Source organism: Streptomyces sp. NBC_01294, from assembly GCF_035917235.1.
In the GTDB taxonomy this organism is placed as follows: Bacteria; Actinomycetota; Actinomycetes; order Streptomycetales; family Streptomycetaceae; genus Streptomyces; species Streptomyces caledonius.
In genome coordinates this window covers 2,962,483-2,987,309 of sequence record NZ_CP108423.1, presented here as the reverse complement: position 1 = coordinate 2,987,309, position 24,827 = coordinate 2,962,483, and the positions used below count along the sequence as shown (strand labels likewise).

Below are 24,827 nucleotides of genomic sequence, written 5' to 3'. Positions count from 1 at the left end.
CGCCTCGGCCAAGCGGTCAGTGGGCGGTGACTTCAGCGGGCAGCGTGTAGACGTCCTCCGGTGTCACGATATTGGTGATCGCCTGGCCGAACAGCGTGCTCGGTTCCTCGCTCTCGGCGGTGATGTTGGTGTTGAGCAGGACGATCAGCGTGGCCTGGTCCTGCAGCAGGTAGGTGGTCAGGGACTGGTAGCCCGGTCGAAGGCGGCAAGCCCTACGGGGTCGCCGACGCCCGCCTGGATGTGGAAACCTTCACCAAGCCCGGCGCCACCATCGCCGGCCTGGCCACCGAGGCCCGCGCGGAGGCCGTCTACGAGCAGAAGACCGCCGGGGGCAGTGATTTCAACAAGGGCCTCCAGGACGGCACGAAGTGGACGGAGCGCGCCTTCGGCCTGGTGACCAAGCCGCTGGAGGCGTCGGTCGTGGGTGCTCCGGTCGCCTGGGTGATAGAGGACGCCAAGGAGAGCGTCACCAAACACTACGAGCGGGACAGCGCTGCGACGGCCGAGGAGAAAGCGAAATCTCTCCTGGACCAGCGACGCGAAGCCACCGCCCGCGCCGCCGCCGAGGCCGCGGTGGCTGGAGCCAAGCAGGCCGGCTTGTCCGAGGAAGAACAGAAGAAGTTCGGAGACGACGCGTACCACTCGGTGACAGGCGGCTACGAGCGCGGTAGGTCGACCCACAGCGGGTATCAGCCGCCGCCGTCCAAGGGGGGAGCCAAGTGATGCGTTCGCGCCACGGATATCGGGGCCGCCTCACCGTGGCTGCGGGAGCCGCGTTGGTCCTGATCGAGGCCGGGACCTGGTGGTGGACGAACAGAGTTCCCGTGGTCCGGGTTCCGGACCGGGCCTGCGGTGGTGCCCTCTCCGGGAATGCCGTCGCCGCGATCCTCCCCGAGAAGGGCGGGGAGTACCAGGAGACGCTCAGCTCCACGTTCGATCCGGGCGGAGACGATTCACTGAACATCTGGTGCTCCATGAGAGCAGCCGACAGGTCCGCTCTCGCCAGCTACACCTGGATCTCCCCGGGAGTGGCCGACGGGTTCGAAAACGGCACCCCCATCAAGCTGGGTGAGACGAAGGGCTACACGAGGGCCTTCATCGCCAGGCTCCTCGTTCCGTGTCTCAGCTCTGGACGCGAGCGGTATTCGTGGCTCATGGTCACAATCGAACGTTTCGCGAAGAACCCCAAGGACCCCGTCGAGGTCGACGACCAGCGCGACCCCGCCCTGATGGCCGAACTCGTTGCTGATGCCACGCGCCACGTCACCCAGCAGCTGAAGTGCGAAACCGCCTCAACGCTCCCCGCCGGCCCACCGGTCATCGGCGCGGACGCTGCCGGCTAACGAGGCGTCCAGCCGCCGTTGAGGATGACGTCGGCGCCGGTCATGTCGGAGGGCATGTCCGAGGCCAGGAGGAGCTGGACCGAAGCTACCTCGTCCGGACGGCCCAAACGACTGTGGAGCGGATGGGCTGAGCAATGGCTAGTCGGTCAGCAGGTGGTCGGCCTTGCCCGCCTTGATGTCCCGGATCAGCTGGCGCAGGGCGTCGCCGGTGTCGGTGAGGTACGCGGCCTCCGCGCCCGCGACGGCGATGTAGCTGTTGCCGTCCCCGTCCACGCCTATTCGGTAGCAGCTTGCCCCTTCGCCGCAGAACGGCTCTTCCCAGACGATGTCGGCCATCGGGTTCCCTCTCAGAGCTGACGGGCCAGGTGGTGGATGAAGTCCCGGGAGGCGTCCGGCTCCAGGCTGAGACGTTCCATCCAGTCCAGTTGGGCACGGTACTTGGACAGTTGGGCCTCCGTGTGCAGGAAGTCGGGGCCGTGTGTGCTGTCGACCTGCACGGTGTCGAGTCGGGGCACGGGGCCCTCCAGGTAGTTGACCGTCTGGCCGGCGCCGGGGAAGCCGCCTGCCTCGAAGGGCAGCACGCGGACAATGACGTTGTCCCGCTCGGCCACGTGGGCGAGGTGCTCCAGCTGTGCGCGAGCCACCTTGCGGCCGCCGAACTGCATGCGCAGTGCCGCTTCGTGTACGACCGCCACGTACTCCGGAGCCGATTCGCCCTCCAGTACCTGCTGGCGCTCCAGCCTGTGGGCCAACCGGAGGGCGATCTCTTTCTCGGGGAGGGCCGGTACGACGAACCGGAAGAGTGCGAGTGCGTGCTCGCTCGTCTGCAGCAGGCCCGGGATGTGGACCGAGTGCGCGCACCGCATGCGAGTGGCGTGGGATTCCAGCTCGGCGATGTCGAGTACGGCGGCGGACAGCGCGCCGCGGTAGCGCTCCCACCAACCGCGCTTGCTGGGTTGCGTCATGGCGACGAGAGCGTCGACGTACTCAGCATCCGCGCACTCGCAGTGGCAGGCGAGAGAACGCAGCCGCTCCTCGCTGATCGTGCGCACGCCCTTCTCGATGGCTGAGACCTTCGTGCGGTCGACACCGAGCAGACCTGCTGCGGATTCGGCGGACACGTCTGCTGCCAGCCGTATGCGGCGCAGCTCGGCGCCCAGTCGCTTCTGCCGTTCTGTCGGTGCGGTGCGTGGCGGCATGGATGCAGTGTGCCGTGCGGCCGCCCCTGAATCCACGAGGTGGGCAATTGTCTGCATCAAGGTGGCGAAAAGACCACCCATGCCCCTACATTGGGTAACGCACCGCTCACGCAGGGGAGTTGAAGTGCATCGCCGCAGCATGCCTCGGGCCTCGGCGACGAGCCACGCTCCCCGTCCGCGTCGGCCACCCGTGCGCGTCGAACTCGCCGTAGTCACCTTCGACCTCAGGGAGTCCGCGATGTCCAGCCACCCACCCTTCACCGTCTGCCCGGTGTCCCCGCCCGAGCGCGCCTGGGGCGAGCCGCCCCCGCTCGACACGCTCGCGTGCGGCCTCACCGTGCCCGGGGAGCCGCTCGGCGCCCAGGTCGCGCGGGCCGCCGTACGGGCCGTCCTGCACGCGTATCGGCTCGACCCCCTCGCACCCGCCGTCGTGCAAGTGGCCGGGGAACTGGTCGGGGCCGCCTGGAAGTTGGATCCCGGGCGGAGTCTGTACCTGTCCGTCCGTCACCGCGACGACTCGCTCCGCCTCATCGCCTACGACGGCCACGCGCCCCACGCGAACCCCCGCCTCGCCACCCACTGCGAGGCCCGGCGGCGCGCGGCGCTGCGCCTGATGGCCGCGGTGGTGCGCTCGTGCGGCGGCGCCTGGGGCTTCGGGGAGTCCCGCGAGCCCGGGGGTGGGACCCGCACCTGGGCGACCCTGCCCCGGCACGGCGCCGCCGATTACCTGCGCCCCTGACCAGCTGGCGCGTTGCCTCGGGAGTTCTCGTACGCGATGGCCGTTCAATCGTTCCGCGCGAGACGCCGAGGCACCTGAAGGGTCCCGCAAGTGCCTGATGGTTTGTCATGAGTGAGTCACAGACGGCCCATTGTCAGTTGCAGTTGCGACGTGAGTTGATAGAAATGAACATGCTGATGACCGTTCGTGAGTGCGGGGGTGTGGGATGAAGTTCGACATGGGGACGCAGGTTCTGTCGAACCTGATGTCGGGGTCGCGGGATTCGAATACGGATCTGGGGACGTTGATCAAGCAGCTGGTGGCTGCGGCGCAGCCGCTGGAGGGCAAGTTCCAGGGGCAGGGCAAGGTGGCGTTCGACTCGTTCAAGCTGCGTGCGGATGACATCGCGAAGGAGTTGAACGCTTCGCTGGCGGCGATCCTGGGTGGTCAGTCGGGGATGGAGCAGGCGTTCGGGTCGGGTGACCAGGAGCAGGGTGAGAACGCGCGTCAGCAGCAGGGGGCGGCGAACTTCGACGCGGCCCGCTTCTCGGGCCGCTGATCTTCGTCCGGGTCTTCTTCTGAGTCTTCGTTCTGGGTTTTCTTCACGGGGAGTGTGGTTGTGATGGGTACGGGTGGGACGGACCGTCGTGCGTATGACGTGGGTGCCTCGACGGAGGTGCAGGGCGGTATCAAGGCGGTGATCGGCCGGCTGGAGCAGGTGATCGCGGCGCGTGAGGGTCAGGTGTCGGCTGCGATGTCGGACTTCGCGGCGGATGGTGTGGCGGATGACTACCACGCCAAGGAGCTGCGCTGGAAGAACGCTTCGCAGGAGGTCAAGAACATCATCCGGCTGTTGAACTCGACGCTGGAGAAGAACGACGTCACGGCGCGGCAGACGCTGCAGCGGGCGAAGACCGCGGTCGACAACATCGGCTGAGTGGGCGGTTGACGTAGGACAGTTGGTTGGCTGTACGGGGGGTCGTTGATGACGTCGTGGGACATCAAGCCGCAGGGTGTGCAGGGGCAGTTGAAGACCGTCGGCGGGAATGCCGGTGAGCTGGAGAAGGCGTTGAACGCTCTGCTCACGGCCATGTCGCAGGCGGCGCAGGCCGCGGGGACGGCGGTGCCCGGTTCGCAGGCGGAGACGAAGCTACAGGGTCCGGTGCCGGTGGGGCAGCCTCATCTGTCTCAGAAGGCGATGGGGCCGGTGGCGGCCGCGCTGGGTGAGTATCTGACTGCGCGCAAGCCGGAGTTGAAGTCGATGGCCGAGCGGATCGAGGCGTGCATCCTCGGCGCGGTGAAGGCGACGAACGAGTACCTGGAAGGCGATCTGGAGCAGGCCAAGGCGGCTCAGGACGCGGCCAGGGCCGTGAATCTTGACGTCCTGCGTGAGAAGCCGGGGGGCAAGCAGTGAGCGGGGACGCGCCGGTCGATCCGGCTGAGGTGCCGGTCTTCACCGGGGATCTGGCGGTGCTGGACGCGCAGGTGAAGGCGATCTCGTCGGGCGGGGCGGCGGTCTCGACGGCGACGTCGGACGTCCACACCAGCTTCGGCGGGTTGCAGGCCTTCTATCAGGCGCCGGAGGCAGACCAGCTGTTCGCGACGACGAAGCCGGTGTCCGATCTGGGCCTGAAGCTGAGTTCCGACATGTGCACGATCGCGGGCGCGCTGGGCACGTACTCGCGTGACGCCGCGCCGGTCATCAAGAAGCTGGAGAATCTGAAGGCGGAAGCGCAGGCGTTCCGCACGAAGACGGACAAGGACGAGAAGTGGCGTGAAGACGGCGATCTGATCGACGAGAACCTCGAACGCCGCAACAAGATCGCCGAGGTGTGGGCCGAGTTCCACGACGTGGAGCGGGCCGCCCACGCCAAGATCGTCGCCCTGGTGGGCGGCAAGCCGCTCAAGGTGAACGACGGCTCCAACGGCGAGGGCATGTACGGCTACGACGCCGAGGCACTCAAGCAGGCCAAGTCCCTGCCGTGGGGTGACGCGGTGGAGGAGTCCATACCCGGCTGGCAGATTTGGGAGCACGCCTGGGAGTTCGGCAAGGGCGTCGTCGTCGACGGCGTCTGGGGCACCCTCAAGGGATTGGGCGGCCTCGTAGGCCTCCAGGGCTGGGACGTGTTCAAGCAGTCCTGGACCGGCCTCGCCAAGCTGGGCACGGGGCTTGCGATCATGTCGATCCCCGGCGCGGGTGCGCTCTTCCTCGCCGCCCCGGAGGACAAGCTGCCGTCCTGGCTTCGGGAATCGCGCACTGCGATGAAGGAGACCGGCAAGGCGCTCCTTGCCTGGGACCAGTGGGGCTCCAACCCGGGCCGCGCGGCGGGTGCGGTCACCTTCAACGTGGTGACCACGGTGTTCACCGGTGGTGCGGGCGGGGCGGTCTCGGGCGCGGGCAAGGCGGGTGCGGTGGCCAAGGCGCTGTCGTTCGCGGGCAAGGCGGGCCGGGCGATCGATCCGACGACGTACCTGTTCAAGGGCGCCGGCGCGGGCCTCTCCAAGATCGGCGATGTCATGGCCGGCCTCAAGGACATGGGCAAGTTCGAGATCCCGAAGATCGGCGACGGCGCCTTCGCCCTCCCCGAGGGTGCCCTCAAGCTCCCCGACGGAGCGATCCAGCTCCCCAAGGGCACCGCAATCCCGGACGGCGCGGTCAAACTCCCCGACGGCAACATCAAACTCCCCGAGGGCACCGCGACCCTGCCGCCCGGCACGGTCAAGCTGCCGGTGGACGGCCCGTCGCAGTTCATGGACCCCAAGGGCAACATCTACGACGGGGACGGCGCGATCACCCAGCACGCCAAGGACGCCCCGACGGGCAAGCCGGACGCGGGCGCGGACATCCCGCGCGTCGACCCCCCGAAGGTCGACGTTCCGTCCACGGCCAGGGTCCCGGAACTCGAACTGGCCGGCGTCGCCGCCCGCGGCGGAGACGACGTCATCCGCGTCGGCTCCGACATCTCGGACCCGGTCCGCGTCGCCGACCCCACCCCGACGGGTCGACCGGACCTGACCCCCACTGGTCGACCGGACCTGACCCCCACCGGCCGCGCCGGCGACCACACGCCGGGCGGCAACGCGTACGACCACGGCAACGGCCCTTCTGCGAGCCACGAGCCCCCGGCCGGCGGCGGCCGCACGGACGGCCCTGGTGGTACCGGTACCGGTACCGGTCACGGCGACGGCCCCGGTGCGGGTGGCCACACGGACGGCCCCTCCGGCGGCGGCCACACGGACACTCCGTCGGGCGGCGGCCACACGGACACCCCGTCGGGCGGCGGGCGCGGCGACAGCGGCGGAACCGGTCACGGAGACGGTCCCGGAGCCTCGGCTGGATCGGGCGAGCACCCCGTGCTCTCCGGCGCGTCCGAGCCTCGGCCGGACGGTGCTCGCTACGTCGAGGAGCCCACGCCCGAACACCAGGCGGCGGCACGGTACTACGACCAAGTCCGCGCCAACCCGGAATCCCTCGATATCCGGAGCATTTCGGATAACACCGGGATCAGTACGCAGGTCCTGGACCGGGTCCGCACCCATTTCTTCCTCACCGAGCACGTGGTGACCCAGGCTCCGGGAGCCCCGCGACTGGCGTACTTCACGCCGCGAAGCGACATAGCCGACCTCTGGAGGGGTGCCAGTGAGGGCACTCTGACCCGAGCCGAAGAGACGCTGTTCGAGCGCTACATCGGGCATGAGTTCACGGAAAGCCACTTCATCGAGGCGGGAATTCCCTACGTACGTGATGCGGAGCACCTCTGGGGTCGCTACGACAACGGAGGCGGAGACGCCGGGTTCTATCACGAATGGCCGGGAAGCTACCATGACGCCGGTGCGCACGAGCTCGCACTGAAGGAGAACAACGGCCGGTTCTCCCAGTGGCCTGGGCTGGGACTCGACCTTCCGAATATCGAACTGGCACCCGGTCTTGCGAACATCGGCGAAGTAACGGCGGCTCTCCTCCAGGAGCTGCGATCGAAGGGGATCGTGAAGTGAACGACCGGGCGGCGTCACTCGTGCTGGAGCGCCTTCGGGCAGTCGAATGGGACGGGGACTGGGACGACGTGTTCGCGCACGTCATGTCTCGTCGCCTGCTGATGCGCGAGTATCTCCGGCGGGCGGGGCTGTGGGCGCAGGCCTGCTCGGCCGAGACCATGTGGCCGTTCTTCGATGTCGTCGAGTACGTGGACCCTGATTTCTCGCTCAACGCGGAAGTCGCCGCACAGCTCCAGGAATTCCTGGGTGAGACCGTCGCCATCAACGCCGTCAAGCGGACCTGCACGGGTGCGGTGCGGCTGGCGGACTACCGGACGCGGCATCCGGAAGAGCTTCCGGACCTGCCCGACCTCTACGAGCCGCTCCTGCTCTTCTACGAGCGGGGCGGCGCGTTCCTCCAGGACAATGCCGGTCTCCTCGACCTGAACGGTGTGCAGATGCGCCCCGGAACTCTGCAGGGCCACGCCGGCGGTCCGATGCTGACCTCCCTCGATCATGTGGTCCTCGACGCCGTGGACGCCGAGGGGCGCATCACCTACTACACCGCGGCCGACCGGCAGGGTCCCCTGTTGCGGCGGCGTGTGGTGCGCACCGCGACGCACGACGAGGCCTTCGGCCGGGACAGCCTGCTCTGGGAGCCGACCGGCGCACTGCCCGCGTCCCCGGAGAAGGCCGCGGAGCTCGGGCTGGTGTGGCTGGACGAGATGGAGGCGGCCGCCCTCATCACGGCGGCCATCGCCGCCGCCAAGCGCTAGAACGGTTCCCGTACCAGCGCCACGGCGTGAACGGGGCGTGCCTGCGGGCGCGGGTACGGGAACCGTGAGGAAAGGGGCCGTCGGCGAGGCGCATGGGCACGTCCGGCGGCCGTCCATGCCGACCGTGAACGGCCGATTCGCTCGACGGCCTCCCCCCGCGAACAACTCGTCGCGGTAGAGCAGACGCTGAGCCATGTCCATGTCCATGTCCATGTCCACATCAGGATCGTCGACATCGATACGGTGCACAGAATCCATGGTGGAATCCAATTCGCGTCCCCGTCCGGCGAGTAGCTGCTACGGGATCTTGAGACCACGAGCAGCCCATGGCAGGCTCATGCCGCATGATCGATGAATTCGCGAAAGACAACCTGCACGGGAGACTGCGGCGGGACCGCAAGGCGCTGCTCTGGAAACTCGACGGCTTGTCCGAATACGACGCCCGCCGGCCTTTGACAGCGACCGGGACCAACCTCCTCGGCCTGGTCAAACACGTGGCCAGCGTCGAGGCCAGGTACTTCGGCGAGGTCTTCGACCGCCCTTCCCCGGAACCGCTGCCCCGGTGGCAGGACTCCAACGGCAGCGATCTGTGGGCGACCGAGGACGAGACCCGCGATCAGATCATCGGGTTCTACCGGCGCACGTGGGAACACTCGGACGCGACGATCGACGAGCTTCCCCTCGACGCCCCCGGCCACGTGCCGTGGTGGCCGGAGCCTTATCCCAACACGAACCTGTTCGCCGTCATGGTCCATGTCCTCGGCGAGTCCATCCGGCATGCCGGGCACGCCGATATCTTGCGCGAGGGCCTCGACGGCCGGACCGGGTTGCGCGCCGAACACGAGAAGCAGATCGACGAGGAAGCCCGTGCAGCCTACTGCGCGAAGATCGAGCAGGCCGCCAGGTCGGCCGCACCAATCAAGGCTTAGAGGTTGTCTCCTCGGCGATCGTCGACGCGGCCTCCGTTCGCGCCAAAAGGGGGATCGACCGGGCCGAACCCGGTCGATCGCGGCAAGGTCGCGCATCGCGCGGTGCGGCGTCGAGTCCGGCGAACGCCTCGGTCGGCCCCGCTGGAAGATCGAACGGTCGATCGCCTGGCTCTTCGGCTACCGCCGCCTCACCGTCCGATACGAACGACAAGAAGCTCGCGAAACTTGCCACGTGAGACAACCTCTTGGGTGAACGGAATTCGGGATGGAATAGTCGCCCCGCCTCAGCTGGACACGAGCCGTTCCGCGACCGCGCGTGCCCGCCGCGCCGGCTCCGGGCCCGGGTCCAGGGCCGCCACCACCGTCGCGCCCTCGACCAGGATCAGCAGCTGGTCCGCCAGGTCCTCGCGGTCCTGGCCGGCCAGCTCGGCCAGGAGGGACCGCAGCTCCGCCTTGTGGCGGCGTACGACGTCCAGGACCCCCGCCGGGCCGCCCGCGCCCAGTTCCCCGTACGCGTTCAGGAATGCGCAGCCCCGGAAGTCCGGCTCGGAGAACCAGTCCGCCAGCCAGTCGAAGACGGCGAGGACCGGGTCCGGGGCTCCCGTCGCCGCCGCGCGGAGGTCGGCTGTCCAGCGCTGGTCGCGGCGTTGCAGGTAGGCCGTGACCAGGGATTCCTTCGCCGGGAAGACCCGGTAGAGGCGCTTGAGGGGGACCCCGGACTCGGCACGGATGCGGTCCATGCCGACGGCCTGGATGCCGTCCGCGTAGAACAGTGCCTCCGCCGTGTCCAGAAGTCGGGTGCGGGCCTCTTCGTCGTCCATGTGGGCAGCGTAGTCCAGATTCCCCTTGCATGGAGAACGCACGTTCTCTATGTTGAGAATGTGCGTTCTCAACTCTCCGTTCTCCGTTCTCCGCGCTCGCCATCCGTCGCCCTGGGAAAGGGATACCTGTGACCACTGCCGCGACCGCCACCACCGCCGCCGTACGCCCGCCCCTGCCGCCCTTCACCGAGGAGTCCGCCCGCGCCAAGGTCCAAGCGGCCGAGGACGCCTGGAACAGCCGCGACCCCGAGCGCGTCTCCCTCGCGTACACCGAGGACTCGGTCTGGCGGAACCGCGACCGCTTCCTCACCGGCCGCGCCGAGATCCGCGCCTTCCTCGCCGAGAAGTGGGAGCGCGAGCTCGACTACCGCCTCCGCAAGGAGCTTTGGGCCTTCACCGGCAACCGCATCTCCGTCCGCTTCGAGTACGAGTGGCACGACGCCGCCGGGCAGTGGTTCCGCAGCCACGGCAACGAGCAGTGGGAGTTCGACGACAACGGCCTGATGAGGCGGCGCGAGGCCAGCATCAACGACGTCCCCATCGCCGCCGAGGGCCGCCGGCTCGTCTGACGTGCCGTCCGCGCCCGCCGTGCGAACCGTGTCGCGGCGGGCGGGGTTTTCCTTACATCTTGCTCCAGTTGGGGACATCGGCCGCCGTGCGCGCGGACCACCGCGCGCACGGCGCCCTCGCGCGTTCGCACCACGCGGCGGAGGCGCCCCCGAGCGGACCTGCCGGTCAGCCGCCGAACAGGGTGCCGAGCGGCGAGCAGGCGGAGTCGACCTCCGCCTTGCCGTAGCCCGTCCTGAACCTCAGTTCGTCCGGGCCCAACGATGCGACCGTCACGTTGATCAAGGACCGCCAGCGGCCTGCGACATCCGACGGGAATTCCCTCGAACTTTCCCAGGATCCTTCGGCTTCAGACGGTTCCTGGATCCGCAGGGTTCGCCTGTCCGAAGGGTCCGGAGAGACGAAGTGAACCTCCACTCCGCCTGCGCTCAGAGCCTTCCTGATGTCGCGTGCGAACCCCAGGATTTCGGTGGTGTGCTCCGGCGGGATTTCGGCCGCGGCGAATCGCTCTTCAGGGACGCTATGCACCTCTTTCGTCACCTGAAACACGATCTTGAACTGTTGTGCCGTCATCGTCGCGCTGGGCGTTTCGTTATTCCAGCTCATCGTGGTATGTCTTCCCTTCCCGCGGCGTGAAGGTGGTGCTGCGTGCAGGAGCCGGTCCTGTGCCCACTCGGCCGGGAGGTCCGGCTCCGGGCCGAGGCGAACGCCTCGCGGAGGGTGTCGTGACCGAGGCCGAACCGGTGGATCAGGAGGGCTCGTGGTGGGCCTGGGTGATGAGGTCCGTGGCGACCTCCAGGGCCGCCAGGCGGGTCTCCTCCGGGTCGCCCTCCACGTGCTGGAGGAACATCATGCCGGCGTGCAGTGTGAACAGCGCGCTGACGCAGCGCACTTGGTCCGTCAGCGGGCCGTCCTCGGTACGGAGGAGCTCCACCAGGGTGAAGAGCCGCTGCTTCACCGTCTCGCCGATGGTCAGCTCACGCGTCGTCGCCTGGTTCTCCTGCATGAACCGGTACAGCGAGGAGCCCGCCGCCATCACCTCGCTGTAGCGGCGCAGCACCTCGCGCTTGGTCTCCAGCGTGCGCGGCTGCTGCTCCGCCCACTCGATCAGCTCGTCGATGGGCCGCGTCACGTCCTCGAAGATGCTGATGATGATGTCTTCCTTGGTCTTGAAGTGGTAATACAGCGCCGCCTTCGTGACCCCCAGCCGCTCCGCGATCTCGCGCAGCGACGTCTTCTCGTACCCCTGCTCGGCGAAGAGCTCCAGTGCGACGTCCTGGATGCGCTGGCGCGTGTCACCACGGCGGCGCTGCGGACTGCTGCTGGACATGGCTCTCCCCAATTACTTACTTGACGCCCGGCTAGTTACGGGTCTACCGTCCCCATTGTAGTGAACTAGCCGGGCGGCAAGTAAGTGCCCGTGCGGGAGGAAGTGCCCGAAGCAGGGCCAGGGGAGTGGACATGGTCGACACAGTCAAGCCCGCGGCGACCTCGGGGGAGGTGAAGCCGCGCAGCGTGCGGGTCGTCCTCATGGCGCTGATGATCGCGATGCTGCTGGCCATGCTCGACAACATGATCATCGGCACCGCGATGCCCACGATCGTCGGCGAGCTCGGCGGCCTGGAGCACCTCTCGTGGGTCGTGACCGCCTACACGCTCGCGACCGCGGCCTCCACTCCCATCTGGGGCAAGATCGGCGACCTGTACGGGCGGAAGGGCTCCTTCCTCACCTCGATCGTCATCTTCCTGATCGGCTCCGCGCTCAGCGGAATGGCCCAGGACATGGGCCAGTTGATCGGCTTCCGCGCGATCCAGGGCCTCGGCGCCGGCGGTCTGATGGTCGGCGTCATGGCGATCATCGGCGACCTGATCCCGCCCCGTGAGCGCGGCAAGTACCAGGGCATGATGGCCGGCGTGATGGCCCTCGCCATGATCGGCGGCCCGCTGGTCGGCGGCACCATCACCGACCACATGGGCTGGCGCTGGTCCTTCTACATCAACCTGCCGCTGGGCGCCGTGGCCCTCGCCATGGTGACCGCGGTGCTGCACCTGCCCAAGAAGACGGAGCAGGGCGCCCGCCCGAAGATCGACTACCTGGGCGCGGCGCTGCTGACCGTCGCCATCACCTCCACCGTCCTCGTCACGACGTGGGGCGGCAGCGAGTACGCCTGGGGCTCGGGCGAGATCCTCGGCCTCATCGCCGTCGGCGTGCTGACGACCGCCGGCTTCCTCTATGTCGAGACCAAGGCCGCCGAGCCGATCATGCCGCTGCACATCTTCCGCAGCCGCAACTTCACCCTCATGTCCGTGATCGGCTTCCTGGTCGGCTTCGCGATGTTCGGCGGCGTGCTCTACCTCCCGCTGTTCCAGCAGTCGGTGCAGGGCGCCTCCGCCACCAACTCGGGCCTGCTCCTGCTGCCCATGCTGCTCTCGATGATGGCCGTCTCGCTGATCGCGGGCCGCGTCACCACCAACAGCGGCAAGTACAAGATCTTCCCGATCGTCGGCGGCGCGCTCATGGTCGTCGGACTGTTCCTGCTCGCCACGATGGACACCGGTACCTCCCGCCTCGTCTCGGGCGTCTACATGGCCGTCCTCGGCGCCGGACTCGGCTTCCTCATGCAGATCACCATGCTGGTCGCCCAGAACAGCGTCGACATGAAGGACATGGGCGTCGCCTCCTCCTCGGCGACCCTCTTCCGGACCCTCGGCGGCTCCTTCGGCGTGGCCCTGATGGGCTCCCTCTTCAACGCCCGGGTCACGGACACCATGTCCGAGCGCCTGGGCCCGGAGGCCGCCGAGGCCGCGAACTCCGCCCAGCTGGACGCCGCGAGCCTGGCCAAGCTGCCGGATGCGATGCGCGAGGCCTATCAGCACGCGGTGGCCGACGGCACGCACGCGGCGTTCCTGCTCGGCGCGGCCATCGCCGTACTGGGCTTCGCGGCCGCCTGGTTCGTCAAGGAGGTCCCACTCCGGGGCGCGGGCCCGGCCCCCGCTCCTTCCCCGGCCGACGACGCGGACAGCGCATCGGACAGCGCATCGGACAGCGCTTCGGGCGGTGCTTCGAACGGGGCTGCGGACGGTGCTTCCGGCGGCGCTTCGGGCGGCGGCAAGGCGGCCCCGGCCGCGCAGGAGTCCGTCGCGCGCTGACCCCTGCGCTGACCCCCGCACACTCAGGCCCGGCCCCGGTGGACGAACCTCCGCCGGGGCCGGGCCTTTTCGCGTCGCGCACGGGCCGCCAGGTCGGGGTTGGTGAACTTCCGGACACGGGACGGGACTTGGGGTCAGGGGGCGCACAGCAGGGACTTGCGCCGTTTCACCCGGGTATCGCCGGGGCAGGAATTCGGGGCGATCAAGGACCAAAGTCCCATCAGTACCATCAGTCCCATTGCGCGGAATTTATGGGGTATTCGGCTGGAACTCCTCGGCGGCGATGAACGTCCTGATCCACAGAACGCTCGCAAAGCGGATGGGGAGGACAGTTCATGGGATTCTCGACGCGCGTGAACAAGAAGGGCATCCGGGCCGGTGCGGCCGTCGTGGCCTCGGCCGCCGCCGTGGCGGCGACGGTGTGGGGGGTGGCGACCCTGGTGGAGCCGGGCAGCACCGCGGCCCGGCAGAACGTGGCCGGGCCGAAGGGCACCGACAACTCCGGCCGCGGCGACGGCGGTCAGCCGGCGCAGCCGCAGCAGCGGATACCCGAGGGCATAGCCCACGCATCGGAGGGCGGCGCGAACGCCGTCAACATCACCATCGACGACGGCCCCGACCCCCGCTGGACCCCGAAGATGCTGGAGATACTCCGCAAGCACGACGTCAAGGCGACCTTCTGCATGGTCGGGCCGCAGGCCAAGGCCCACCCCGACCTGGTCAAGAAGGTGGTCGCGGCCGGCCACCGGCTCTGCGACCACACCATGGACCACGACACGGCCATGGACAAGAAGCCCGTCGCCTACCAGGAGCGGCAGATCCTGGACGCGAAGAAGCTGATCGAGGAAGCCGCGGGCAGCGGCGCCAAGGTCGAGTACTACCGGGCCCCCGGCGGCGCGTTCACCCCCGACAGCCGGCGCATCGCCGCCGCGAACGGCATGCGTCCGCTCGGCTGGAACGTCGACACCAAGGACTTCGACAAGCCGGGTGCGGCCGCCATCGTCGACGCGGTGAAGCGCGAGATAGGCAACGGCCCGACGGTGCTCTTCCACGACGGCGGCGGCAACCGCGCCCAGACCGTCGAGGCCCTCGACCAGGTGCTGGCCTGGCTGGGGGAGCAGGGCCGGCCGACGGGCTTCCCGGTCCGCACCGCCCCCGACACGCCCTGAGCCCCCCCGCCCCTCCCTCCGGGTCTCCTCCCGGCCTGACCCCGCTGCCGTCGCCTGACACGCCGTCCGCCGGGCGAACGGGTGAGGGTCGACGACGCGGCCCGGTGCGCGTTGTTCCCTGGTCGGGCACGGGCGAACGCGCGCCCGACCGACCAGGAGGCTCCCGTGGCCATCGCCCCCGCCAAACTCTCCGACCCCGTGGTCGGCGCCCTCGTCAGCGCCGTCAACGCGCACGACAAGGACGCCTTCCTCGCGCTCCTGACCGCCGACGCGACCATGGCCGACGACGGCTCCGACCGCGACCTCCACGACTGGATCGACCGGGAGATCTTCGACTCCGGCGGCCACATGGACGTCCAGTCCGAGTCCGACGGCGGCCGCGCCCTGATCGTCAACTACCGCAACGACACCTGGGGAGAGATGCGCACCGCCTGGCGCTTCACGATCGCCCCCGGCGGCGGCCGGATCAGCCACTTCGAGACCGGCCAGGCCTGAGCCCCGGGGTCATACCGCCCGCGCCGCATCCAACACCGCCGCCGTCAGGCGCTCGTTCTCCGGCGCCGCCCCGCCCGGGAAGCCGAAACGGCGGCGCGTGTACCCGTACGCGACTCCGGTGACCGGATCGGCGAAGCCCTGCGCGCCCGCCGCACCGCTGTGCCCGAAGGCCCGCGGGCCCACCGCCGGCTGCTGCTTGAAGCCCAGCCCGAAGTGGTCCGGCTCCGCGGTCACGGCGTCCGGGCCCGGAGTGTGCAGCCTCGCGACCTCCGCCACCGTGTCCGCCTCCAGCAGCGGCGCCCGGCCGTCGAACGCGCCGATCGCCGCCGCGTACAGGCCCGCGATGCCGCGCGCCGATCCCATGCCGCCCGCCGAGGCCGGTCCGAGCTCCCGCGTCCTCGGGTGGTTGGCGTGGACGATCAGGTCCATCGGGGGTTCCCGGTGCGCGTTGAAGGCGACCGCCAGCAGGGCCGGCAGCGGCCCGCCGCCGGCCTGCGCCGCCCGCTGCCCGGGCGTCGGCAGCATCTCCAGCACCGGCTTCCAGCGGCCTTCCTCCGAGGCGGGCAGACCCAGGTACAGGTCCAGCCCGTACGGGGCGCGCACGCGCTCCTCGTAGACCTCCTGGACCGACCGGCCCGTCGCCCGGCGCACGACCTCGCCGGTCAGCGCGCCGATCACGAAGGCGTGGTAGCCGTACGCCGTACCGGGCTCCCAGAACGGCTTCTGCCGGGCCAGCCGCGACGCGATCAGGGCGTCGTCCGCGATCTCGTCGTAGTCGAAGCCCTCGTCGGTGTTGATCAGCCCGGACCGGTGGCTGATCAGCTGGCGCAGCGTCAGCCGCTCCTTGCCGTCCCCGGTGAACTCGGGCCAGTACGCCGGCACCGGGCGGTCCCAGTCCAGTACGCCGTCCTGCACGAGCAGCGCCACCACCAGGTGCGCCGCGCCCTTGGTGATCGAGTAGACCCCGCTCAGGGTCTCCCCGTCGGTGTCCTCGCCAGCCCACAGATCGACCACCCGGCGGCCCCGGTGGTGCACGGCCAGCTGGGCCTCGGGCGAATGCGGCTCGGCCGCCACGGCGGCCGCGAACTCCTCGCGCACCGGCTCCCAGCCCGCCGCCACCGTGCCGTCCACGGTGACGCCCACGTTCACACCTGCGTCCACGCCCATCGGATCCCCCGTCCGTCTCCTTGCCAAGTCTGCACCCGGAGAACGGAAGTTGATCATCGGCTATTCCGTGAACCGGGCGCTCCCGTACGGGTGAAAGCGCGCCCGGCGACGTTCCGGGCCGCCGCGGGGTCCCGTTGGTCCGGGCATGAAGCGCACCCGCATCGCCGCTCTCGCCCTGGCCACCGCCGCGGCGGCCCTCGTACCCGCCCTCGGCCTGCCGGCCACCGCCGCGGAGGGAACGTTCTACCTGCAGGATCCGGCAGGCGGCGAGAAGACCATGAAGTCGATGTGGACCAAGGACGAGATGCACAAGGTGGAGGGGCAGTTCCGCCTCCACCCAGGGGTCCAGTACAAGACGGTCACCCGCCCCGGCCCCTCGGGCGCACCGGACCAAGAGCGCCGGACCGGCGACCCCAAGACGCTGGCCTGGCTGCTCTCGTACGAGTTCGCCTGGTCGGTGTCGGACTCGACGGTCGTGAAGAAGGCGATGACGGTCAAGGAGGGCGAGCACCCGATCGTCGTGCGCGCCGTGCTGCGGACCGCGAAGGGGGCCGTTGCGGGAGAGGTGCGCGAGGAGCTGACGGGGAAGCCGCCGACCGGGCGCGAGAAGGTCGCGGGCGGCAAGCGGATCGCGTGCGACACGGGCGAGTACACCGTGGAGTGGTCGGTCACGCGCTCGGACTACGGGACGGTCGCGGGCACGCTGCGCTGGAACTCCAGCTGCGAGCAGTACCGGAAGGCGTTCGCCACGGACCACGGGCCGCAACGCTGACGCTGACGTGGGGGCCTGCCTGGGGCCCGCCCTGGGGTCCGGCCGCCCCGCGCACCTCGTGAGTGCTCGGCGGGCGACTGGGCCGCGGCCTTGGATCAAGTGCCGTAGAGGCCATGGTGCCGCACAGGGTGGTCTGCGGCATGGGGCGAAGGTCCCGTGTCGGGAAGGACTTTCAGTTCTTCTTCGAGGCTTCGCCGGCCTGGGCGGCGATGTCCTCCAGGACGGTCTTCGGGTCGCCGGCCGGCTCCACGGCGCGCCCGATGTTGCGCTTGATGGTGTCGCTGACGGACAGCCAGGACGGGTCGTTCACCGGGTAGAGCTGGGCGGTGTACAGCGCGCTCAGGAACAGCTGGTCGTTCTTGTCGAGGCCGCCGCCTGCCGGGGTGCGCGCGGCGGTGACGGTGGACGGCAGCAGGTGGTAGCGGCCGGCGAAGTCCGACAGGTTCTTGTCCTGGTAGACGAAGTCCAGGAACTTGCTGATCTCCGCGCGCTTGCCGTTCTGCTTGAACGCCATCATCCAGTCGGCCACGCCGACGGCCGGCGGGGTCTCCCCGGTGCCGAGGCTGTCCGCGACGGGCATGACGGCCGTGCCGACGCTGATGCCCTTGGCGCGCGCCTCGTGGGCGAGCGAGGGGTAGCCGTTGAGCATGCCGACCTCGCCCTGCAGGAAGGCGCCGAAGGCGTCCGCGCGGTTCAGCTGGGACGGCGCGGTGGGGCCGGTGAGCCCGGGAGCGACCAGCTCGTTCTTGACCCAGGTCCAGGTCGCGATGTTCTGCTCGGAGGCCAGGCTGTAGTTGCCGCTGCTGTCGGCGTAGCCGCCGCCGTTGCTGAGCTCCCAGATCATCGCCTCGGCGTGCGCCTCCTCCGGGCCCAGGGGAAGGGCGTACGGGTACTTCACGCCCTTGTCCTTGAGCGCCTTGGCGGCGGCCTTGAGGTCGGACCAGGTCTTCGGGGGCTCCTTGATGCCCGCCTTGGTGAAGAGCGCCTGGTTGTAGAAGAGGAGGCGGCTGCTCGCCACGAAGGGCAGGCCGTACAGCGTGTTGCCGACGGAGCCGGCATCGGCGAGCGGCGGAAGGAAATTCGCCTCGGCGGTGACCGAGAGGAGTTCGTCCGCGGGATACAGCTTGCCCTGGGCGGCGAAGTCCGAGTAAGAGCCCATGAGCGCGACATCCGGCGCCTTGCCGGCCTTCACCATGCGGGAGACCTCGCGGTCGATGTCGGCCCACGGCAGGAGCTTGACGTCGAGCTTGATGCCGGGGTTCTCCTTGGCGAAATCAGTCGCCATCTTGTCCCAGAACGGCTTGGAACTGGTGGCCGGGCTGTTGCCGTATTCGGCGGCGACCAGGTGCAGCGTACCGCTGTCACCTGCACCGTCTCCGGAGCCACCACATCCGGCCAGAGGTATCAGCAGACCGAGCACGACCGTGGTGGCGGCCGTGCCGAAGATTCTTCGTCGCACGGGTATATTCCCCTGAATTTCTTTTGAATCCCGTTATTACTCATGAGTTGCTCCGGGCTGGGTCTCCCCTCTACGGCCCGTTGGCCGGAATTCTCTCCCGAGGATGGGGTGGTTGATTACATTGGGGCCGTACTTGTGGTCAATGCTCCAAGTGGGGCTTTTCCGGATGGTGTTTTCCGATATGTGATCAACAAATCGGACGCGCGTAGACATGCCGAAAAGCCCGTTTCCGGTCACGGAACGGGCTGGGGGTGTGTGGGGTGGTGGGAATGTGGGTGCCGGGGCGTGGTCCGGCGGGTGCTAGTCGGCGAAGTCGCCGGCGTACGGGTCGGGCTCGCCCGTCTCCGGGTTGCGGCCCTCCTGCCAGCGGCGCTGGGCCTTGCGCCAGTGCACGAAGCTGAGGTGGCCGCCGTCCCAGAAGGTGATGCTGACGGGGCTCACGTCGAACTCGTCGGAGCAGAGCCGGTAGAGGAACTCGGCCATGCCGTACGGATACACCGCGAAGGAGTCGGCGGTGTGGCGCCCGCAGACCAGCACCGGCCAGCGGTCCGGGTCGGGGTCCGAGGTGAGCCAGCACAGGATGTCCGACCCGCCGGTGACGCCCCAGGCGATGATCGACTCCGGGTCCACGTCGAAGGCGGACCGGCCGCCCTCGGCCACCCAGGTCTGCCGGGCGTTCTCGGTCTCCTCGGCCATTCCGGCCGGGTCCCACTGGAGGCCGGGCTTGGGCAGCGGCAGCAGGATGCTGGCCTCGCCGTTGATGGAGCCCGCGCCGAAGCGGCCCATGAACGCGATGAAATCGGCCGGGAACCGGGTTCCCCAGGCCGCCTCGGCCGCCCGCCAGTCGATGTCCTCGTCGGCGCCGTGCGTCGCCGGCATGATCTGCTCCAGCGCCTTGATGCGCGCGTTCTCCGTCATGCCGCTCCCCTGATGCCCCAGCTCAACCGCCCCAACCTACTGCCGGGGAGGGGCCTCGCCTAGCTGGTGTCTCACCGGTCGGTCCGGGGCGGGTCCACCTGGACGGTGGTTCCGACCCGCAGCCCCCAGCCGGCCATGGCGCCGGCCGCGGCCTCCAGGACGTGGCGGGAGCGGAGGCGGGGCAGTCCGAGCCGGCCCGGGGGCATGGTGACCACGGCGAGCACGCGGAGGTTCCGGTCGAGGTACGCCACGTCGATCGCGAACCGCATGCGGAAGGTGTGCACGCTTCCCGCGGGGGTGAGGAGGAGTGCCCCCTCGATGGTGTCGCGGCCGAGGAGTCCGCGGGTTCTGGCCTTGTAGGAGGCGGCGACCTCCAGGGGGATGCGGTGTGCGTTGATGTGGAGGGTGTGGGGGCCGTCGGGCCGGTGTTCGGTGGGCGCCATGGCCGTCAGGGTAGGGGGGTGCGGGCGGGGGTGGGTGCGGGTGCCGCTGCGCGGAGCTGGTCCCCGCCCCGCCCTTTCTCCGTTTCCCGGGCGCTGCCCGGCCCCGCGCCTCAAACGCCGGCGAGGCTGGAAGAGCGGGGCTCCGCCCCGGACCCCGCGCCTCAAACGCCGGCGAGGCTTAAAGGGCGGGGCTCCGCCCCGGACCCCGCGCCTCAAACGCCGGCGGGGCTGGATGGGGCGGGGCTGGATGGGGTGGGTGGGGTGGGTGGGTGGGGGCGCCTCGAATGCCGGCCGGGCTCGATGAGGGCGGGCTACCTTCGCGGGATGGGTGTTCTTGTGGGGGTTCTTGCCGTCGGGTACGGGGTGGTGGGCGGGCTGTTGTTGCCTCGTGCCCTGTACCGGCTCTGCGTCGAGCCGGGGGAGCCCTGGCGTGAGTGCTGCCCGGAGGGGCACCCGGTGCGCGGCTGGCTCGGGCCGGCGCGCTGCCGGGTCCGGGTCCGGGTGGAGCAGGCCGCGCCGCCCCTGGCCCCCGCCGCGGATTCGGTGTCGTACGGGCGGCGCGGGGCGCCCCTGGCGGTGCTGACGGGCGGGGTCTGCGGGCTGCTCGCGATCGGGGTCGGCGCGCGGCCCGAGGTGGGGGCCTACGTGGCGCTCGCCCCGGTGCTCGTGCTGCTCGCGCTCGTCGACCGGGCCGTACAGCGGCTGCCCGACGTGCTGACCCTGCCGCTCGCCGCCGCGGCGGCCGCGCTGCTCGGGGTGGCCGCGCTCCTGCCCGGCGCCGCCGGGTCCTGGCGGCTCGCGCTGCTGGGCGGCGGCGCGCTCGGGGCGGCGTACCTGCTGCTCCATCTGATCAACCCGGCGGGCATGGGCTTCGGCGACGTCAAGCTGGCGCTCTCGCTGGGGGTCGCTCTTGGGTGGTACGGGTGGGGGGTATGGGCCGCGGGGGCCTTCCTGGGCCTCCTCTACGGGGCCCTGTACGGGCTGATCCTGGTGCTGTGCGGCCCCGATGCCCGTCGGCAGGGCTTCGCCTTCGGCCCCTTCATGGCGGCCGGAGCGCTCACCGGAGTGCTGCTGGGCGGTTTCGGAGCGTAATCATCTCGCGCCAATGCACGCATCACGCTTTACGAAGGGTTATGGTGGAACCCCCCCCTCGGGCCGGTCCGTATCCCCCCCACGGACCGGCCCGTTTTTCGTTTCTCGGCCCCTCAGCCGGCCGACGGGGCAAAGGCGCAGGTCAGCCGCGCTGGGCCCAGATGTTGGTGCCGGGGGTGGACACCGCGAAGGAGTCGATCTCCTTCAACTCGGCCTCGGAGAGCGGCGCAGCCGCCGGCGCGGCCACGTTCTCCTCCAGCTGCCGCACGCTCGAGGCGCCGATCAGCGCCGAGGTCATCCGGTCGTCGCGGAGCACCCACTTGAGCGCCAGCTGGGCGAGCGACTGGCCGCGGCGCGCCGCGATCTCGTTCAGGCCGGCCAGCCGGCGGAGCACCTCGTCCGACAGCAGGTCCGGGTTCAGGGACTTGCCCTGCGCGGCCCGCGAGTCCGCCGGGATGCCCTTCAGGTACTTGCCCGTCAGCATCCCCTGCGCGAGCGGCGCGAAGGAGATGCACCCCATGCCCGCGTCCTCCAGGGTGTCCAGCAGGCCGTCCTCCTCCGTCCAGCGGTTGATCATGGAGTACGAGGGCTGGTGGATGAGCGCGCGCACCCCCATCTCGCGCAGGATCCGCACCGCCTCGGCCGTCTGCTCCGCCGTGTAGGAGGAGACGCCCACGTACAGCGCCTTGCCCTGCTGGACCGCGGACGCGAGGGCGCCCATGGTCTCCTCCAGCGGGGTGTCCGGGTCGAAGCGGTGCGAGTAGAAGATGTCGACGTAGTCCACGCCCATCCGCTTCAGCGAGGCGTCGAGCGAGCCGAGCAGGTACTTGCGGCTGCCCCACTCGCCGTACGGCCCGGGGTGCATCAGGTAGCCGGCCTTGGTCGAGAGGATCAGCTCGTCGCGGTAGGACGCGAAGTCCTGCGAGAAGATCTTGCCGAAGTTCAGCTCGGCCGAGCCGGGCGGAGGGCCGTAGTTGTTCGCCAGGTCGAAGTGGGTCACGCCGAGGTCGAAGGCCCGGCGGAGGATCGCCCTCTGGGACTCCAGCGACTTGTCGTCGCCGAAGTTGTGCCAGAGGCCGAGGGAGATGGCGGGGAGCTTGAGGCCGCTGTGGCCGGTGCGCCGGTACTCCATGGAGTCGTACCGCGAGGGCTCTGCCCGATAGGGATTGGTATCAGTCACGTTGTCCTCCCTATCACGGACTTGTGACAGACCGAGTTGGGTGCCCGATCCCACCGCGCAGTAATGTGGCGCCCTCGGGGGAGGGACCGCATTTCGCACGGGGGCATTGCACGGAGGGGCTGGAAGATCGTGAAGCTGCGCGACCTGGTGTACAGGCTCTACGCACGCCGGGTGGAAGGCCGTCTCGACCATGACGAGGCGCCCAAGCACATCGGCGTGATCCTGGACGGGAACCGTCGCTGGGCGAAGGCGTCCGGAGGTACGACGGAGCAGGGCCACCAGGCCGGAGCCGACAAGATCTCCGAGATGCTGGGCTGGTGCACCGAGACGGACGTCGAGGTCGTCACCCTGTGGATGCTCTCCACCGACAACCTGGACCGGCCCGAGGTCGAGCTCCGCCCGCTGCTCAACATCATCGAGAACACCGTGCGGGGCCTCGCCGCGGACGGCCGCTGGCGCGTCCACCACGTCGGCAACCTCGACATCCTGCCCACCCGGACGCAGACGGTGCTCAAGGAGGCCGAGCAGGCCACGCACGACATCGACGGGATACTCGTCAACGTCGCCGTGGGCTACGGCGGCCGCCAGGAGATCGCCGACGCGGTCCGCTCGCTGCTGCTGGAGCACGCGCGCAAGGGCACCTCCTTCGAGGAGCTTGCCGAGATCCTCGACATCGACCACATCGCCGAGCACCTCTACACGCGCGGCCAGCCCGACCCGGACCTCGTGATCCGCACCAGCGGCGAGCAGCGACTGTCCGGATTCATGCTGTGGCAGAGCGCGCACTCCGAGTACTACTTCTGCGAGGTCTTCTGGCCGGCCTTCCGCAAGGTCGACTTCCTGCGGGCTCTGCGCGACTACGCGGCCCGCCACCGGCGCTACGGCACCTGACCTTCCGCGGGTCCGGGGGAGTGACGACAGGACACCCTCCCCCAGGACACCCATGGCGTCCCACGGGCCCCATGGGCACCCGTAGACCCGCAGGGCCCTCAAGACCCGCACGACCCCCCAGGCCCTGAGGACACCCCCTCAGCCTCGGCACGCCCTCCCCTCGAAGCCTTCACCAGGGATTCACCGAGCGTCCGTCATATGCCATGGCATGGCCTGGCCTGTTCGGGGAATATCCCTTTCAGGTCGATGCCCGATCCACGGGTGTCGAGTCTCAGCGGACGGCATGGGGTCGTCCGCCCGGGAGGCCCTTTGCACCAGGACGCACGTGCGGTTCGCACGGACGGAGTGGAGGGCCGGAAATCGGCCCTGGCATGGGTGCCGATGACCGGTCCGGTCTTCATGGCCCGACCTCTTCCGAGGGGGTACGTCCTTCCGTGGTGACCAGCACAAAGCGCCGCCTGCCCGACAGGCGGACCTACGTCCTCGACACCAGCGTCCTGCTGGCAGACCCCAACGCGATCTCCCGCTTCGACGAGCACGAGGTCGTGCTCCCGATCGTGGTGATCACCGAGCTGGAGGCAAAGAGGCACCATCCCGAACTCGGCTACTTCGCGCGCCAGGCCCTGCGCCTGCTCGACGACTTCCGGGTTCGCTACGGTCGCCTCGACGCCCCCATCCCGTTGGGCGATCTCGGCGGCACCCTGCGTGTCGAGCTCAACCACTCCGACCCTGGCGTCCTGCCCGCCGGCTTCCGACTGGGGGACAACGACTCGCGGATCCTCGCGGTCGCCCGCAACCTCCAGGCCGAGGGCTACGACGTCACGGTGGTCTCGAAGGATCTTCCACTGCGCATCAAGGCCTCCTCCGTGGGGCTGATCGCGGAGGAGTACCGCGCCGAGCTCGCCATCACCGATGCCGGCTGGACCGGCATGAGCGAGCTCGCCCTCTCCGGGGAGCAGGTGGACCTCCTCTACTCGGAGGACCGGCTCTACGTGCCGGAGGCCGCCGAACTGCCCGTGCACACCGGACTGGTCCTGCAGTCCGAGCGCGGCAAGGCCCTGGGCCGGGTCACGGCGGACGGCAACGTGAAGCTCGTACGGGGCGACCGCGAGGCCTTCGGGCTGCACGGCCGCAGCGCCGAGCAGCGCATCGCGCTGGACCTCCTCCTCGACCCCGAGATCGGGATCATCTCGATGGGCGGCCGGGCCGGCACCGGAAAGTCGGCACTGGCGCTCTGCGCGGGCCTGGAGGCGGTACTGGAACGGAGGCAGCATCAGAAGGTGATGGTCTTCCGGCCGCTGTACGCGGTGGGCGGGCAGGAACTCGGCTACCTGCCGGGTGACCAGGGCGAGAAGATGAGCCCCTGGGCACAGGCGGTCTTCGACACCCTCTCGTCGGTCGCCGGGCGCGAGGTCATCGAGGAGGTGCTGAACCGCGGGATGCTGGAAGTCCTGCCGCTCACGCACATCCGCGGCCGTTCGCTGCACGACGCCTTCGTGATCGTCGACGAGGCGCAGTCGCTGGAGCGCAACGTCCTGCTGACCGTTCTGTCCCGGGTCGGGGCCAACTCGCGGGTCGTTCTGACCCACGACGTCGCCCAGCGGGACAACCTGCGGGTCGGCCGGTACGACGGAGTGGTCGCCGTGGTCGAGAAGCTGAAGGGGCATCCGCTCTTCGCGCACGTGACGCTCACGCGTTCCGAGCGCTCCCCGATCGCCGCTCTGGTCACCGAGATGCTCGAAACCCTCTGACCCCGACGGCCT

General features: G+C 69.6%; 27 protein-coding genes and 2 pseudogenes. 18 read left to right on the top strand and 11 right to left on the bottom strand.

The genetic code is table 11. The features are described from left to right. Positions 1–240 precede the first annotated feature (240 nt). Together OG534_RS13190 and OG534_RS13185 are read left to right on the top strand one after the other, a co-directional pair. The gene (locus OG534_RS13190) at positions 241–723 is read left to right on the top strand and encodes a hypothetical protein (RefSeq protein ID WP_326588276.1); all 483 of its coding nucleotides are present in this window, start codon (positions 241–243) and stop codon (positions 721–723) included. A gap of 53 nt (positions 724–776) precedes the next feature. Beyond that, entirely contained in the window at positions 777–1,343 is a 567-nt protein-coding gene (locus OG534_RS13185) for a hypothetical protein (protein ID WP_326588275.1), read from the top strand. Here the strand turns inward: OG534_RS13185 and OG534_RS38680 are convergent. The 3 genes and pseudogenes from OG534_RS38680 to OG534_RS13175 form a co-directional block, all read right to left on the bottom strand. After that, a pseudogene (locus OG534_RS38680) lies at positions 1,340–1,459 on the bottom strand (SDR family NAD(P)-dependent oxidoreductase); the annotation flags it as partial. The gene OG534_RS13185 and the pseudogene OG534_RS38680 overlap by 4 nt on opposite strands. Before the next feature lie 22 nt (positions 1,460–1,481). Then, entirely contained in the window at positions 1,482–1,679 is a 198-nt protein-coding gene (locus tag OG534_RS13180; RefSeq protein WP_326588274.1) for a hypothetical protein, read from the bottom strand. 11 nt (positions 1,680–1,690) lie between these two features. Further along, complete coding sequence (locus OG534_RS13175; protein ID WP_326588273.1) at positions 1,691–2,542, bottom strand: helix-turn-helix domain-containing protein; 852 nt, start codon at positions 2,540–2,542, stop codon at positions 1,691–1,693. 238 nt (positions 2,543–2,780) lie between these two features. Here OG534_RS13175 and OG534_RS13170 point away from each other — a divergent pair, with 238 nt between their 5' ends. The 8 genes and pseudogenes from OG534_RS13170 to OG534_RS13135 form a co-directional block, all read left to right on the top strand. Continuing rightward, the gene (locus OG534_RS13170) at positions 2,781–3,281 is read left to right on the top strand and encodes an ATP-binding protein (protein WP_326588272.1); all 501 of its coding nucleotides are present in this window, start codon (positions 2,781–2,783) and stop codon (positions 3,279–3,281) included. Between the two features lie 205 nt (positions 3,282–3,486). After that, a complete protein-coding gene (locus OG534_RS13165; RefSeq protein WP_326588271.1) occupies positions 3,487–3,819 on the top strand; it encodes a hypothetical protein in 333 nt (110 codons plus the stop codon). A gap of 63 nt (positions 3,820–3,882) precedes the next feature. Then, positions 3,883–4,197 carry a pore-forming ESAT-6 family protein gene (locus OG534_RS13160; protein ID WP_326588270.1) on the top strand — a complete coding sequence of 105 codons (315 nt, stop codon included), beginning with the start codon at positions 3,883–3,885 and terminating at the stop codon, positions 4,195–4,197. A 48-nt stretch (positions 4,198–4,245) separates the two neighbouring features. Beyond that, positions 4,246–4,674, top strand: a complete 429-nt coding sequence (locus tag OG534_RS13155) for a DUF6507 family protein (RefSeq protein ID WP_326588269.1) — start codon at positions 4,246–4,248, stop codon at positions 4,672–4,674. Beyond that, positions 4,671–7,256, top strand: a complete 2,586-nt coding sequence (locus OG534_RS13150; protein ID WP_326588268.1) for a hypothetical protein — start codon at positions 4,671–4,673, stop codon at positions 7,254–7,256. Before OG534_RS13155 ends, OG534_RS13150 begins: the two co-directional genes overlap by 4 nt. Beyond that, positions 7,253–8,011 (top strand): hypothetical protein, encoded by a 759-nt coding sequence (locus OG534_RS13145; protein ID WP_326588267.1) that lies wholly within the window; start codon positions 7,253–7,255, stop codon positions 8,009–8,011. The genes OG534_RS13150 and OG534_RS13145 overlap by 4 nt, the downstream gene beginning before the upstream one ends. A gap of 344 nt (positions 8,012–8,355) precedes the next feature. Beyond that, the gene (locus tag OG534_RS13140; protein ID WP_326588266.1) at positions 8,356–8,940 is read left to right on the top strand and encodes a DinB family protein; all 585 of its coding nucleotides are present in this window, start codon (positions 8,356–8,358) and stop codon (positions 8,938–8,940) included. A 91-nt stretch (positions 8,941–9,031) separates the two neighbouring features. After that, positions 9,032–9,151: pseudogene (locus OG534_RS13135) on the top strand (IS5/IS1182 family transposase); the annotation flags it as partial. 73 nt (positions 9,152–9,224) lie between these two features. Here the strand turns inward: OG534_RS13135 and OG534_RS13130 are convergent. Continuing rightward, a complete protein-coding gene (locus tag OG534_RS13130; RefSeq protein ID WP_326588265.1) occupies positions 9,225–9,761 on the bottom strand; it encodes a TetR/AcrR family transcriptional regulator in 537 nt (178 codons plus the stop codon). A 128-nt stretch (positions 9,762–9,889) separates the two neighbouring features. Between OG534_RS13130 and OG534_RS13125 the strand changes: the two genes are divergently transcribed. After that, positions 9,890–10,330: a nuclear transport factor 2 family protein gene (locus OG534_RS13125; protein ID WP_326588264.1), complete on the top strand. Its 441-nt coding sequence runs from the start codon at positions 9,890–9,892 to the stop codon at positions 10,328–10,330. Positions 10,331–10,496: 166 nt separating this feature from the next. On the opposite strand, the gene OG534_RS13120 is transcribed toward OG534_RS13125, so the two are convergent. Beyond that, positions 10,497–10,934 carry a hypothetical protein gene (locus OG534_RS13120; RefSeq protein ID WP_326588263.1) on the bottom strand — a complete coding sequence of 146 codons (438 nt, stop codon included), beginning with the start codon at positions 10,932–10,934 and terminating at the stop codon, positions 10,497–10,499. A gap of 142 nt (positions 10,935–11,076) precedes the next feature. After that, positions 11,077–11,658 (bottom strand): TetR/AcrR family transcriptional regulator, encoded by a 582-nt coding sequence (locus tag OG534_RS13115; RefSeq protein WP_326588262.1) that lies wholly within the window; start codon positions 11,656–11,658, stop codon positions 11,077–11,079. A 131-nt stretch (positions 11,659–11,789) separates the two neighbouring features. Here OG534_RS13115 and OG534_RS13110 point away from each other — a divergent pair, with 131 nt between their 5' ends. The 3 genes from OG534_RS13110 (at position 11,790) to OG534_RS13100 (ending at position 15,142) form a co-directional block, all read left to right on the top strand. After that, entirely contained in the window at positions 11,790–13,478 is a 1,689-nt protein-coding gene (locus tag OG534_RS13110) for an MDR family MFS transporter (RefSeq protein WP_326588261.1), read from the top strand. Between the two features lie 335 nt (positions 13,479–13,813). Continuing rightward, the gene (locus tag OG534_RS13105) at positions 13,814–14,647 is read left to right on the top strand and encodes a polysaccharide deacetylase family protein (RefSeq protein WP_326588260.1); all 834 of its coding nucleotides are present in this window, start codon (positions 13,814–13,816) and stop codon (positions 14,645–14,647) included. 165 nt (positions 14,648–14,812) lie between these two features. Beyond that, complete coding sequence (locus OG534_RS13100) at positions 14,813–15,142, top strand: nuclear transport factor 2 family protein (protein WP_326588259.1); 330 nt, start codon at positions 14,813–14,815, stop codon at positions 15,140–15,142. A 9-nt stretch (positions 15,143–15,151) separates the two neighbouring features. On the opposite strand, the gene OG534_RS13095 is transcribed toward OG534_RS13100, so the two are convergent. Continuing rightward, positions 15,152–16,303 (bottom strand): serine hydrolase domain-containing protein, encoded by a 1,152-nt coding sequence (locus OG534_RS13095; protein ID WP_326588258.1) that lies wholly within the window; start codon positions 16,301–16,303, stop codon positions 15,152–15,154. Positions 16,304–16,454: 151 nt separating this feature from the next. Here OG534_RS13095 and OG534_RS13090 point away from each other — a divergent pair, with 151 nt between their 5' ends. After that, positions 16,455–17,081, top strand: coding sequence for a hypothetical protein (locus tag OG534_RS13090; protein WP_326588257.1), 627 nt, complete (start codon positions 16,455–16,457; stop codon positions 17,079–17,081). Between the two features lie 172 nt (positions 17,082–17,253). On the opposite strand, the gene OG534_RS13085 is transcribed toward OG534_RS13090, so the two are convergent. From OG534_RS13085 to OG534_RS13075, 3 genes are all read right to left on the bottom strand, one after another. Beyond that, positions 17,254–18,540: an extracellular solute-binding protein gene (locus OG534_RS13085; RefSeq protein WP_326588256.1), complete on the bottom strand. Its 1,287-nt coding sequence runs from the start codon at positions 18,538–18,540 to the stop codon at positions 17,254–17,256. 300 nt (positions 18,541–18,840) lie between these two features. Continuing rightward, on the bottom strand, positions 18,841–19,458 hold the full coding sequence (locus tag OG534_RS13080; RefSeq protein WP_326588255.1) for an SMI1/KNR4 family protein: 618 nt from the start codon (positions 19,456–19,458) through the stop codon (positions 18,841–18,843). A gap of 71 nt (positions 19,459–19,529) precedes the next feature. Then, positions 19,530–19,901 carry a DUF192 domain-containing protein gene (locus OG534_RS13075; protein WP_326588254.1) on the bottom strand — a complete coding sequence of 124 codons (372 nt, stop codon included), beginning with the start codon at positions 19,899–19,901 and terminating at the stop codon, positions 19,530–19,532. Between the two features lie 324 nt (positions 19,902–20,225). Between OG534_RS13075 and OG534_RS13070 the strand changes: the two genes are divergently transcribed. After that, the gene (locus tag OG534_RS13070; RefSeq protein ID WP_326588253.1) at positions 20,226–20,993 is read left to right on the top strand and encodes an A24 family peptidase; all 768 of its coding nucleotides are present in this window, start codon (positions 20,226–20,228) and stop codon (positions 20,991–20,993) included. A gap of 142 nt (positions 20,994–21,135) precedes the next feature. On the opposite strand, the gene mgrA is transcribed toward OG534_RS13070, so the two are convergent. Then, positions 21,136–22,173 (bottom strand): L-glyceraldehyde 3-phosphate reductase, encoded by a 1,038-nt coding sequence (mgrA, locus tag OG534_RS13065; protein WP_326588252.1) that lies wholly within the window; start codon positions 22,171–22,173, stop codon positions 21,136–21,138. A gap of 129 nt (positions 22,174–22,302) precedes the next feature. Between mgrA and OG534_RS13060 the strand changes: the two genes are divergently transcribed. Together OG534_RS13060 and OG534_RS13055 are read left to right on the top strand one after the other, a co-directional pair. Further along, entirely contained in the window at positions 22,303–23,064 is a 762-nt protein-coding gene (locus OG534_RS13060; protein ID WP_326588251.1) for an isoprenyl transferase, read from the top strand. A gap of 434 nt (positions 23,065–23,498) precedes the next feature. Further along, the gene (locus tag OG534_RS13055) at positions 23,499–24,815 is read left to right on the top strand and encodes a PhoH family protein (RefSeq protein WP_326588250.1); all 1,317 of its coding nucleotides are present in this window, start codon (positions 23,499–23,501) and stop codon (positions 24,813–24,815) included. The last annotated feature ends 12 nt before the right edge of the window (positions 24,816–24,827 follow it).